At 37.4% G+C, this 12,915-nt stretch carries 10 protein-coding genes; 8 read left to right on the forward strand and 2 right to left on the reverse strand.

What is annotated here, in order from left to right:
• Window positions 1-273 precede the first annotated feature (273 nt).
• From AC0KSB_RS12630 to AC0KSB_RS12665, 8 genes are all read left to right on the forward strand, one after another.
• Window positions 274-2,037, forward strand: a complete 1,764-nt coding sequence (locus AC0KSB_RS12630; protein ID WP_472309823.1) for an AMP-dependent synthetase/ligase — start codon at window positions 274-276, stop codon at window positions 2,035-2,037.
• Window positions 2,038-2,182: 145 nt separating this feature from the next.
• On the forward strand, window positions 2,183-2,689 hold the full coding sequence (gene trxA / locus AC0KSB_RS12635; RefSeq protein ID WP_472309825.1) for a thioredoxin: 507 nt from the start codon (window positions 2,183-2,185) through the stop codon (window positions 2,687-2,689).
• A 129-nt stretch (window positions 2,690-2,818) separates the two neighbouring features.
• Entirely contained in the window at window positions 2,819-3,046 is a 228-nt protein-coding gene (locus AC0KSB_RS12640; RefSeq protein WP_472309827.1) for a CD1871A family CXXC motif-containing protein, read from the forward strand.
• A complete protein-coding gene (locus tag AC0KSB_RS12645; protein WP_472309829.1) occupies window positions 3,039-3,956 on the forward strand; it encodes a 4Fe-4S binding protein in 918 nt (305 codons plus the stop codon). Before AC0KSB_RS12640 ends, AC0KSB_RS12645 begins: the two co-directional genes overlap by 8 nt.
• Window positions 3,957-3,964: 8 nt before the next feature.
• Entirely contained in the window at window positions 3,965-5,734 is a 1,770-nt protein-coding gene (locus AC0KSB_RS12650; protein WP_472309831.1) for an ABC transporter ATP-binding protein, read from the forward strand.
• Window positions 5,734-7,503, forward strand: coding sequence for an ABC transporter ATP-binding protein (locus tag AC0KSB_RS12655; RefSeq protein ID WP_472309833.1), 1,770 nt, complete (start codon window positions 5,734-5,736; stop codon window positions 7,501-7,503). Before AC0KSB_RS12650 ends, AC0KSB_RS12655 begins: the two co-directional genes overlap by 1 nt.
• The gene (locus AC0KSB_RS12660; protein ID WP_472309835.1) at window positions 7,504-8,826 is read left to right on the forward strand and encodes a hypothetical protein; all 1,323 of its coding nucleotides are present in this window, start codon (window positions 7,504-7,506) and stop codon (window positions 8,824-8,826) included.
• A gap of 20 nt (window positions 8,827-8,846) precedes the next feature.
• Window positions 8,847-9,911: an aldose epimerase family protein gene (locus AC0KSB_RS12665; RefSeq protein ID WP_472309837.1), complete on the forward strand. Its 1,065-nt coding sequence runs from the start codon at window positions 8,847-8,849 to the stop codon at window positions 9,909-9,911.
• 79 nt (window positions 9,912-9,990) lie between these two features.
• Here AC0KSB_RS12665 and AC0KSB_RS12670 read toward each other — a convergent pair whose 3' ends face one another.
• Together AC0KSB_RS12670 and AC0KSB_RS12675 are read right to left on the reverse strand one after the other, a co-directional pair.
• On the reverse strand, window positions 9,991-11,181 hold the full coding sequence (locus AC0KSB_RS12670) for an iron-containing alcohol dehydrogenase (RefSeq protein WP_472309839.1): 1,191 nt from the start codon (window positions 11,179-11,181) through the stop codon (window positions 9,991-9,993).
• 6 nt (window positions 11,182-11,187) lie between these two features.
• Window positions 11,188-12,912: a glutamine--tRNA ligase/YqeY domain fusion protein gene (locus tag AC0KSB_RS12675; protein WP_472309841.1), complete on the reverse strand. Its 1,725-nt coding sequence runs from the start codon at window positions 12,910-12,912 to the stop codon at window positions 11,188-11,190.
• Window positions 12,913-12,915: the final 3 nt, after the last annotated feature.

Here is a 12,915-nt window from a genome sequence, read left to right on the forward strand (position 1 = left end):
TTAAGTCATTCTTGATGTAATAAATAACGCAGTGCAATGCATCGCGGTGTTATATATCGCACCTCTATATATACAGATTTTATCTATTTTTGTCAATAAATCTAAAAATGTTTTGCAATTCAAACAAATTGATAGCCAAAAGACCTTGTTTTTCGGTATAATCAGTACAACAGATCGCAATGACCGTTTTAATCATTGATTTGACATCATTAACAGGAAAGTTGTCAGAACAATCATTGTCAGAATGGCAAGACATTATTTAAGGGGTGTGCTATGAAGAACAAGGCTTTGTATGATGTAAGAGAAATCAAAAATCTGAAGGACATGCTGCGCCAGAGCGCTGATTTGTATGCAAATGATACTGTTTTTATGGTAAAAGATCCACGCGCTGTGGCAGATGTCAAGTCTGTCAAAGCAGCATCAGAAAACGCTGACCAGTCAAGTGAAGCATATCTTGAAGTAAGCTACAAAAAATATAGCGAAGATGTTGATGCTTTTGGAACATGGCTGATGAGTCAAGGTATTGATAATGCCAGAGTTGCTATTTTGGGCGAAACAAGATATGAATGGTATGTCAGTTATCTTGCTACTGTTAACGGAACAGGTATAGTAGTTCCTCTTGATAAAGAGCTACCAACAGTAGAGATATGTAACCTTTTGAATAGATCACATGCAGACATTCTTATATTTTCAAATAGTAAGAAAAAAGATGTTGATGCAATCAGAGATCAGATACCTTCTGTTAAAAAAATAATATGCATGGATCAGCCTGACACTTCAACAGAAGACATTTATTTCTGGGAAGGACTTAGCAAGGGGTATGATCTTGTAGATCAAGGTGATAAGAGTTTTATAAATGCAGAGATTGATGAAAAAGCTCTGGGGATTTTACTCTTTACGTCTGGTACTACTGCAAAATCAAAAGCTGTCATGTTGTCTCATCATAATATTTGTATAAATTTGATGGCTATGTGCAGTATGCTTTACATAGGCCCATCTGATGTTTTCCTTTCTGTTTTACCACTGCATCACACGTATGAATGTACTTGCGGCTTTTTGTGTCCTGTTTACCGTGGTTGTACGGTTGCAGTTTGTGAGGGCTTGCGTCATATAACCAAAAACATGCAGGAATCAAAAGTAACAATGATGCTTGTTGTTCCTTTGATGCTTGAATTGTTTTATAAAAGAATAATGAAAGCGGCAACCAGTAGTCCTGAGCTGGCAAAAAAATTCAGATTAGGTCTGAAAATCAGTGGGACTTTGAGGAAAATAGGTATAGACAAGAGACGTAAACTATTTGCTAAAGTTCACGACAATTTTGGTGGCCATCTGAGACTTCTTATTGCCGGAGGTGCTGCGATTGACCCTTCCGTTCTAGAAGGGATGCAGAATTTGGGAATACATTGTGTGCAGGGATACGGTCTGACAGAATGTGCACCGATTTTGGCACTGAATCGTGATATTTATTACAAAAATGAATCGGCAGGACTGCCTTTGCCCGGCGTTGATGTTAGAATTATTGATAAAGATGAAAATGGGATTGGTGAAATCATTGGTAAAGGCCCTAATGTCATGCTTGGGTATTATGAAAATGAGGAAGCGACAGCCGAAGCAATTGATGCAGATGGTTATTTCCATACAGGCGATTTAGGCTATCTTGATGATGATAATTTTGTTATCATCACAGGCAGAAAGAAAAATGTTATAGTTACCAACAATGGCAAAAACATTTATCCTGAAGAAATTGAGTTCCTGCTGTTGTCAAATGACTTAATTGCAGAATGCCTTGTTTCGGGAGTGAAAGAAAAAGATGGTGGTGACCTGATAATTCAGGCAGAGATATTCCCAAATGAAGAACTGGTAAAAGAATTACTTGGAGAAGTTGCTCTCGATTCCGAGCAGGTACGTGAGAAGATAGATGAAATCATCAAAGAAGTGAACCATTCACTTGCTACTTACAAATATATACGTAAAATTGTATTACGTACGGTTGAATTTGAAAAAACAACTTCCAGAAAAATCAAGCGTAAATATTAATTTATAAGTCAAAATTAATTTGTTAGTTCAACATACTATTGCTCCTACTGTGACTTTCATTACAGTAGGAGCTTTTTTTTATTGCTATAATCACGGGCAAATGATTTAATTTTTTTGAGGCAAAAAGCATTTAGGAGGAGTATAGATGTCAAAGCATAAAAACAGAAAAAATATTGTCATGAAAACGGTAGCTGCTGGTATTCTGGTGATAAGCTTGCTTTTCGTTGGAGGCTGTGGTGCGGCAAATGATATTGGTGAAAATAAGGAAACAGGTGGTGTTGATGCGGCAAATGCCCAGGCCAAACTGTTAATTAGTGAAAACGGTGCAATTAACGAAAGTCCTGTTTCTAGTCTGGAAGAACTTATTGAACAATCTGAAAAGCCTATTTTTATTGATTTTTGGGCTGAATGGTGTGGTCCATGTAAGGTAGCAGAGCCTTTTGTAGAAACACTTGCAGATGAATATAGCGGCAAGGCTCATATTGTAAAGGTAAATGTTGACGAACAACAAGCACTTGCTTCTGCTTTTAGAATTCAGTCAATCCCTACATTTATTGTAATAGATGAGGGAGAAATCACCAGCTCGGTTATGGGCTATGCAGACAGGATGCAAGATGATCTCAGATCTATGATTGATGAACGCTTGAGGTAAAAATTTAAAACATTTCTACATATTTTGATAGAGCTTGCAAATCAAGATATTGTTTTTTGTGCTAAAATTAATGAGTGAATAAAGAAAGATCTAAAATTGATTTTAATATAAATGACAGGAGAACAGGCTGTGTCAACCCAAAATGCTGATACTAAGCAGAACATTGCAAATAAAGACAAAACCGATTCTAAGTGGATTGTAGACAATGGAAAATTGTCGGCTTTTTTTATTGGGATCAGGTTTTTTCTTTTATTTGCCGGTTTAGTTTTTTTGCTGGTGGGGTTTTTTAGAAACGATATAAATGCGGTCTTTGCTAAAGCTGTCAGAATATGTCTGGAGTGTATAGGTATTGGCTAGAGATAAAATTAAGAAGCAATCATTAAAACGTAAAATAATACAAGCTGCAGCTATGATAACAGGCAATGCCTATTTGCCTGGTTTTTTTAAGGGTGAAATATATCAGGGCTCGCTTAAAAATGTCTGCTTGCCAGGTTTAAATTGTTATTCCTGCCCAGGTGCCTTAGGTGCTTGTCCTCTTGGTTCATTGCAGGCTTCTATAGCCGATCCTTATCAGAGAATTTCTTTTTATGTTTTAGGTTTTTTGATTTTAGTTGGAAGTGTTTTGGGCAGATTTGTTTGTGCATGGCTTTGTCCTTTTGGCCTTATTCAGGAATTGCTTCATAAAATACCTGGTAAAAAGCTTAAACCCGAAAAGAATAAAATTCTGCAGAGAGTTTTACGCAAGGGGTCTTTACTTTTTCTAATAGTTTTTGTTGTTGTTTTGCCAGGTATGAGTCTGATTACAGGTGAATATGCGGCTCCTTGGTTTTGTAAAGTAATATGTCCATCCGGCACTTTGATGGCCGGTTTGCCTTTGTTGGCAGTTAATGATAGTTTGCGCTCTCTTGCAGGGTTTTTGTTTGGCTGGAAAAGTTTGCTTTTGATAATAACAATTGTCTTTTCAATTATGATTATGCGTCCTTTTTGCAGATATGTTTGCCCCTTAGGTGCTATTTATGGTTTTTTCAATAAAATAAGCTTGTACAGGGTTCATGTTGAAAAAGATAAATGTATCAGATGTGGACTTTGCACCCAAAAATGTCCGATGGCTGTTGCTGTTCCGCATGATGCAAATAATTCTGATTGCATACGTTGTGGAGAATGCGCTGCTGTTTGCCCTACTACTGCAATCCATTGTGGTTTTAGCAAAAAAAATAAATCTGCAGGTGAAAATGCAGCTGTGAAAGGTCAATATAAAAAAGTATGAAGTACGATATGGTTGTTTCATATCTTAAACCGTACCGAAAACATCTGGTGATAGGTCCTTCATTTAAGCTCACAGAGGCTGTTCTGGAGTTGGCTGTGCCGTTAGTTGTGGCACAGATTATTGATGAAGGAATAAAATCAGGTAATATAGACTTTATAATCAAAAAAGGATTGCTGGCTTTGTTTCTTGCAGTTACAGGTCTGATATGTGCCTTGATATGTCAATACACTGCTTCTCTTGCCTCACAGGGGTATGGCACAGATCTGAGGAATAAATTGCTTTCCAAGATATTGTATCTTCCAGCCAAAGAAATTGAAAAAGCAGGAACAACCTCTCTTGTAAATCGTATAACATATGACACTTCAGTCTTGCAACAGGCCGTAGCTATGTTGATAAGGCTTGTAGTAAGAGCTCCTTTTATCAGTATAGGAGCCCTGGTAATGTCACTTTTGATTGATTGGAAGTTGACATTGGTTTTTATTATTATCATTCCTGCTTTCATTCTGATATTGTATTTTATTATGTCAAAAACAGTTCCTTTATATGAGCAATCGCAAAAGGAACAGGATAAGCTTAGTGATATTATGCACGAAAACATCACTGGATTAAGGATAATCAGAGCTTTTAACAGAACAGGTCTGCGCCAAAAAAATTTTTCTGCTACAAATAAAAATTTATCAGTATATATAGAAAAGGCCGGCAAAATGTCTGGCTGGCTAAATCCTGCTACAATGCTTCTTTTGAACTTTTCTATCGTGGCAATACTTTGGTTTGGAGGCTGGCAGATTGACAATGAGCGGTTATCCCAAGGCCAGTTGATTGCACTTATTAATTATCTGACGCAGATTCTTCAGGCACTGATAGTCGTTGCAAATTTGGTTTTGCTTTATGCTCGTGCATATGCTTCTGCCGGTAGAATTGAAAATATACTTGTAAAGAAAGATGATATCAATCATTCTAATATAAGTTCTGCCGCTAAGCTTGATTGCAGTATAGATTTTATTAATGTTCATTTTTCATATCCGGATTCAGAAAAGAAATTATTTGAAGATTTAAATTTAATTATAAATTCGGGTGAAACAACAGCTTTTACCGGACCTACAGGATCTGGTAAAACCAGTTTGATTAAATTGCTTTTTAGACAATATGCTGTTAATTCTGGTGAAATAAAACTTGGAGGACAAAACATAAATTGTTTAGAAATTGAAAAAATGACTGCACAAATTGGCTATGTACCGCAGAAAAGTGTTCTTCTGGCAGGTACAATTAGAGAAAATCTATTGCTTGGTTGTAATAAGGAGGAAGATGATGAGCGGCTTTGGTGGGCTTTGAATCTGGCCGATGCTGCTGGCTTTATAAAAGAAAGACCAGGTGGACTTGATGCTGAGGTCATGCAGGAAGGTAGAAATTTTTCCGGCGGACAAAGGCAGAGACTGGCAATTGCAAGAGCTTTGATAAAAAGACCTAAAATCCTGATTTTTGATGATAGTACAAGTGCGCTTGATTATGCAACAGATAGAAGGATACGCAAATCAATTAGTGATGATCCCGTTTTTGCCGGAATTACATGGATAATTATTTCACAAAGGGTTGCCAGTTTAAAAAATTCTGATCGGATATGTTTACTTGATGAAGGCAAAATAGAGGCTTTTGGCAGTCATGATTTTTTGTTGGAAACGTCTGATATGTACAGAGAAATGTTTAATCTGCAGTTCGATGGATATACTACTTCCTTAGATAGCAAAGAGCTATCTAGTTCAATAGGGGGAGCCGATTAATGTCTGTAAAGAGAATCAACGGCAAACGTGTCTTCTTTTTTTTGCTGTATAAAGTCAAAAAATTCAAGGTGTTGATTTTAGGATTAATTTTGACAGCTTTTATCGGTAATGGTATAGCACTTTTAGGTCCTTGGTTAACAGGTGAAGCAATAGATCTGATGCGAGGGGAAAATCAAGTTGAATGGTCCACTTTGGTTAAACTGCTTTTGATAATGCTTGTTCTTTTTTTGTCGGGGGCAGCACTTCAGCGGCTGCTTAGTGTTTTTACTACCAAACTAGCAGCGGCAGTTGTTTCTGATTTGCGGCAGGAAATGGCTGCTCATATGGATAGAATACCCTTAAAAGATCTTGATCAAATAGAATCAGGCTACATTTCCAGTATATTAACACATGATATGAATATGATAAGTGATGGGCTTGTAACAGGTTTTTCTCAAGCTTTTGGAGGAATAGTCACTCTTACCGGAACTTTAATTCTGATGTTTTATATTCAGCCTGCAATAACGTTTATACTTATTATAATCACGCCATTATCTTTTGTGACTGCCAGTAAAATCGCCTCTGCTGCCAGAAGGCAATATCAGGAGGAGTCCAAGTTAAATTCTCAATTTAGAGCGAGAGTGCAGGAGGCTGTTGAGCAACAACAATTATTGAAGGCATTTAATGCAAGGAATGAATATGAAGAAAAGATTTTTGCCATAAACCAAAAATTGTATATACATGGGCAAAAAGCACAATTTTTTTCATCTTTAAGTAATCCTGTTACCAGGCTGATTAATGCTTCTGCATATATTCTTATTGCCGTAGTATCAGGAATTATGGCTGTTCAGGGGAAAATTTCAGTTGGTAACATCGCAAGTATGCTGGGCTATAGTATGCAGTTTTCCAAACCAGTAAATGAAATTACCGCTGTTGCTGCTCAATTACAATCAGCGATTGCCAGTACAGACAGACTTATAGATTTTCTGGAAATACCAGAAGAACAATCTTATGATACTTCGGAAAATTCATTAAATAAACTGAATGTAAACAGCGGTGAAATAAAATTTGAAAATGTAAGCTTTTCTTACTCAAAAGAAAAAGAATTGATTAAGAATTTAAATTTATCTGTTGAAGCAGGAAGCCAGATTGCAATTGTCGGACCCACTGGTGCAGGTAAAACTACACTCGTAAATCTTTTGCTGCGCTTTTTTGATGTAGGAACAGGTGATATTAAAATTGACGGACAATCAATTTATTCAGTTAGCAGAAAAAGTCTGAGGAGCTCTTTTGGCATAGTTTTGCAGGATTGCTGGCTTTTTCATGATACAATCAAAAACAATATTGCATTTTCAAATCCTGAAGCAGGCCTGCAACAAATTGAAACTGCTGCCCGCCTTGCCGGTGCGCATGGCTTTATTGAACGCTTGCCTAAGGGGTATAATACAATTATAGGGAGAGATAGTAATCTTTCTGACGGACAAAAGCAATTGCTGGCAATTGCCAGAACTATGCTGGCTGATTCGCCCATATTAGTATTAGATGAAGCAACATCAAATGTTGATATTTATACGGAAAAGAAAATACAAAAAGCATTTAAGACATTGATGCATGGAAGGACAAGTTTTATTATTGCTCATCGGTTGTCTACTATACTTGATGCAGACATGATAATTGTAATGAAGGACGGAAATGTTATAGAGCAAGGAACTCACAGCTCCCTTTTGTCTGCAGATACGTTTTATTCTGAATTGTTTAATGCACAGTTTGCTGGAAAGGAGACGAAATAGATGCCGCCGCAAAGAACATGGTATTCACTTGATAATTCTGCAAAAATATTTCCTGCGATCAAAAATGGCAAAGTATCAGCTGTTTTTCGTCTGACTGCCGAACTTGTTGTTAAAATAGAAAAAGATATTCTGGCACAAGCTTTGGAAGATATTCTTCCTCGTTTTCCTGGTTTTGCACTAAGAATGAAACCGGGACTTTTTTGGTATTATCTTGAACCCAATAAAGAAAAACCGACTGTTTATGAAGATACTTCATTTCCTTGCCGCAGGCTTTACAGAAAAGATAATAAAGGGTTTCTTTTTAGGGTTCTTTATTACAGAAATAAAATATCGGTTGAATTTTTTCATTCTTTAACTGATGGAACTGGTGCAATGGTTTTCGTAAAAACTCTTACTGCCCGTTATCTGTCAAGATATACAGGAGTTGAAATACCAGCCGAAAAAGGTGTGGCTGATTGGCTCAAAATTCCTTTGCCGGAAGAAACAGAAGATAGTTATAAAATTTATGCAAGACCGACAAAACGCAAAGACCCCTGGATGTCTCCTGCCTGGCATGTGCGTGGACAGCTTGAACCTCTTGGCAGAATTCATGTGATTAATGCAAAAATGCCGGTTGATCAGTTAAAAACTAAGGCTGCCGAGTATAAAGCGACCATTAATGATTATCTTGTAGCAACTTATATTTTTGCTTTTTGCCAGATTCAAAAAGCTGAGGAGTGGAAACATACAAAGCCTGTTGTTGTAGCTGTACCGGTTAATATGCGAAAGTTTTATCCAAGCAAAACTTTACGTAATTTTTTTCTGCGTGTTTATCCTTCTGTCCATCAAGATTACGGGGACTATACTTTTGAAGAAATTTTAAGTGAAGTGCATCACTATATGAGATTAAAGACAAAAGAAAAATACCTTAATGTTCAGATGTCGGGTAATGTTAAGAATGAGCAGAATGCGATTACAAGACTGATACCATTGCCTCTAAAAAATCAGATTCTGAAAATAGCATATTTGTTTAGGGGAGATAGTAGAATTACCAGTACAATGACTAATGTTGGTCCGATTGAAATTCCGGTTGCTATGGAAGAATATGTCAAAGGCTTCGAGGTTTTAATGGGTCCTTCTTTAGACAATTGGATTAATGCGGCAATTATCAGCTATAAGAACGATCTTACAATTTCTTTTACCAGAAGAATCAGAGAAACTTATGTTGAGAGACTATTTTTAACTCATCTGGTAAAATCTGGCATAGATGTTAAAGTTAGCAGTAATATGGTGTATGATGAAGACATTGATAAATTTAATCGTAATATGAAATTACTAGAATAAAGCGTGGAGGAGACAGAATTATGCAAATCTCAAGTAGTAAATTTGGAACAACATCAAAAGGCGAGGAAGTGCTGGCTTATAAGTTGCAAAGTGATGGTGGTGCAGTATGTAACATATTGACATATGGCGGAACGGTTCAGCAGTTATTAATTCCTAATGCAGATGGAGCCCTTGCAGATGTGGTTCTGGGATATGATGATATGGCAGGGTATGAAAGTGATAATAATGGCTATCATGGTGCTTTGATAGGTAGGCATGGCAATCGTATTGAAGATGCCGTTTTCGAGATAAATGGGCATAAATATGAACTGGCAAAAAATGATGGTCGGAATCATTTACATGGTGGATTAAGCGGCTTTGATAAGAAAATATGGCAGGCAGAACCTCTTGAAACTGACGAAGGTCCTTCGTTGGTATTAACGCTCAAAAGCCCTCATATGGAAGAAGGATATCCAGGTAATCTGGATGTTAAGGTTACTTATACTTTAACCGCAGATAGTGCTCTGAAAATCGACTATGAAGCCGTTTCAGATCAGGAAACTGTAATAAATCTTACCAATCATTCTTATTTTAATTTATCTGGTCATGACAGTGGTTCTATTTTAGAACATATGATTCAGATAGACGCGGATCAGTTTACTGCAATTAATGATGAATGCATTCCCGATGGCAAATATGCCGATGTGGATAAAACTCCCCTTGATTTGAGAAAGTTATCAAAAATAAATGATGGTATTAATAGTGATCATCCTGCAATCAAAGCCGGTGGAGGGTATGACCATAATTTTATTATCAGAGATGCAGATGGCAGTCTTAGAAAGTGCGCAACTGTTGAGGATCCTGCAAGTGGCAGAATTCTAACAGTTTTAACTACTTTGCCGGGGATTCAATTTTACAGTGGTAATTTTATCAAGAAACATTCTGCTAAAGGTGATGCCTCTTATGATTGCAGATCAGGTTTTTGCTTGGAAACCCAATATTATCCTAACTCATTGAAACATAAACATTTCCCAAGTCCTTTGTTCAAGTCTGGAGAATATTTTAAGCATACAACAGTTTATAAATTCAGCAACGCTGGACAATAAACCTGTATAAAGAAAATTAAATAGGTAAGAATAATGAAGCTGTTTCAAAAAAATTTGAAACAGCTTTATTTATAAATTTTTATTTCCAGTCCCAGGCGAGATTGTATATATTTATAAGGTCATCATCATTTAGAGGGTGAAAATATCCGGTTGTGCCATCTGGTTGCCTTTTTACCTGAGGAACTAGTTTCTCAAGATCATTTTTTGGAATTCCCAGTTCTTCAAGGTTGGCCGGTAATCCCCAGCTTTTAAAGGTTTTGCTTAATTCAGTAATACCTTTAGAAGCTATTTCTGCCGGCGTTTGTCCAATATCTTTGATATCAAAGACATTTTTACTGAAATTACAGAAAAACCTCTCTGTTGTTTTATCTTTTTCCAGTATATATTGCATCCATGCTGGGTAAAGCGCTGCCAGACCAGCTCCGTGTGCAGTATCATAATGACCACTTAATTCATGCTCGAGCGCATGAACACTCCAGTCCTCTTGTCTGCCCATTCCCAGCCAGCCGATATGAGCAATTGTTGATGACCAGAAGATATTGGCCTGCACATCGTATTGAGCAGGATTTTCAAGTGCTTTTGGTATTTCTTCGATTACCGTTTTGACAACCGATTCGCATAGTTTATCGCTTAGATTGACATTGCTGGTGCGTGTAAAATATCTTTCAAGTACGTGAGAAATGATATCTGCACCGCCACAGGCTATTTGCCAGGATGTTAAAGTGTATGTAAGTTCGGGATTGATTAAAGAGAAATCAGGGCGGTTCAAATCGTTTCTGACACCTCTTTTGATATTAAGCTCATCATTCTTGATAACACTACTGTTAGAAGCTTCTGAACCTGTCGCAGGCAAGGTTATAATGGTGCCTATTTTCAAACGCTTTTCAGGTTTGACGGCACCTTTGTAAAAATCCCAGAAATCACCTTCATAGCATGATCCCATAGCGATAGCCTTAGCTGAGTCAAGAACACTGCCGCCACCAACAGCCAGAATAAAATCGATATGATTTTCCTTGCATATTTTAATTCCTTCATATACGAGCTTGGCACGTGGGTTTGGCACAACTCCACCGAGTTCAATCCATTCAAGTTCTGCTTGCTTGAGCGAGTCAAAAACTCTTTGGAGCAAGCCGCTTTTTATAACAGACCCTGAGCCATAATGCACCAAGACTTTTTTCCCCAGATACTCTTTTATTAAATCTCCTGCCTTGGTTTCTGCAGACTTGCTCATAATAAGACGCGTAGGGGTATAGGAATCAAATGCGATCACAATACATCAACCTTTCTTTTTAGGTTTAAAACTATCTTTAAGCGAAACAGAACGGTTAAAAACCAGTTTGTCTGGCTTGCTGTCAGTATTGTCCAGACAAAAATATCCTAGACGCATAAACTGGAAATTGGCAGGAGCTTTAACATCTGCAAGAGAACATTCAATTTTACAGTTATGTAAAATCTGTAATGATTCTGGATTTAAACATTCAAGATAGTCCTTGTCTGCACTGTCAGGATCTGCGACTGTAAATAAGTTGGAATATAATCTTACTTCCGCATCTATTGACGTTGCAGCATCTGTCCAGTGAATTGTTCCCTTGATCTTTCTGCCGTCAGGCGTATTACCGCCACGTGTTTCTGGATCATACTGTGCATAAACCTCGGTTATTTCCCCATTGTCGTTTTTGGCAAAACCAGTACATTTAACAATATAAGCTGTCTTTAATCTGACTTCGTTGCCGGGAAATAATCTAAAATAACCTTTAACAGGATCTTCCATAAAATCATCGGCTTCTATCCATAATTCTTTTGAAAAAGACACTTTTCTTGAACCTGCAGCAGGATTAGCCGGATGATTCTCAACATCAAACCATTCAGTTTTAGCATCCGGATAATTTTCAATAATTAGTTTTATTGGTTTTAATACCGCCATTACACGCTTAGCGGTATCATTTAAATCTTCACGCAGACAATGCTCAAGAAAAGCGTAATCTACGGTGCTGTTTACTTTTGATACCCCTATCCTGTCACAGAAATTTCTGATGCTTAAAGGCGTATAACCACGACGGCGCAGTCCGCATAAAGTTGGCAGACGAGGATCATCCCAGCCTGCGACAACATTATTTTCTACCAGGTATCTTAGCTTGCGCTTACTCATAACAGTATGGTTAATACCTAATCTGGCAAATTCGATCTGTCTTGGCTTTGAAGGTGAGCTTATATTATCTATTACCCAGTCATAAAGCGGTCTGTGATCCTCAAATTCAAGAGAACACAGAGAATGTGTTATCTTTTCAATCGCATCTTCAATAGGGTGGGCGAAATCATACATTGGATATATGCACCATTCATTTCCTGTTCGATGATGATATGCTCTTGATATTCTATACAAAACAGGATCCCGCATATTAATATTGCCGGAACTCATATCTATTTTAGCTCTTAATGTTTTACTGCCGTCAGGGAATTCTCCCTGGCGCATACGCTTGAAAAGATCGAGACTTTCTTCTGTCGGACGATTTCTCCAGGGACTTGTTTTACCCGCTTCCGTCAATGTGCCACGATATTCCCGCATTTGCTCAGCTGTTTGTTCACAGACATAAGCCAGTCCCTTTTGTATAAGTTCACAGGCGAAATCAAACATCTGTGGGAAATAATCCGAGGCATAGTGAAATCTGTCACCCCAGTCATAGCCCAGCCAGCGAATATCTTCTTTTATAGCGTCAACATATTCAACATCTTCTTTGGTTGGATTTGTATCATCCATACGGAGATTGCAAATTCCCTTGTATTTTTCGGCTGTACCAAAATCTATGACTATAGCTTTTGCATGTCCAATGTGCAGATAACCATTTGGCTCCGGTGGGAATCTTGTATGAACCTGCATATTTTCATATTGTCCGCCAGGTGCAATATCCTTCTCAATCAAATCATGAATAAAATGGTTTGATTCCGGCAATTCACTTTCTGGTACATTATTGATCTCAAGATTATCAGCTTTTTTAGTCATATC

Source organism: Ercella succinigenes, from assembly GCF_900002895.1.

Coding starts and splice junctions, on each gene's coding strand:
- AC0KSB_RS12630 (WP_472309823.1), top strand. CDS start 274: ATGAAGAACAAGGCTTTGTATGATGTAAGAGAAATCAAAAATCTGAAG.
- trxA (WP_472309825.1), top strand. CDS start 2,183: ATGTCAAAGCATAAAAACAGAAAAAATATTGTCATGAAAACGGTAGCT.
- AC0KSB_RS12650 (WP_472309831.1), top strand. CDS start 3,965: ATGGTTGTTTCATATCTTAAACCGTACCGAAAACATCTGGTGATAGGT.
- AC0KSB_RS12655 (WP_472309833.1), top strand. CDS start 5,734: ATGTCTGTAAAGAGAATCAACGGCAAACGTGTCTTCTTTTTTTTGCTG.
- AC0KSB_RS12660 (WP_472309835.1), top strand. CDS start 7,504: ATGCCGCCGCAAAGAACATGGTATTCACTTGATAATTCTGCAAAAATA.
- AC0KSB_RS12665 (WP_472309837.1), top strand. CDS start 8,847: ATGCAAATCTCAAGTAGTAAATTTGGAACAACATCAAAAGGCGAGGAA.
- AC0KSB_RS12675 (WP_472309841.1), bottom strand. CDS start 12,912: ATGACTAAAAAAGCTGATAATCTTGAGATCAATAATGTACCAGAAAGT.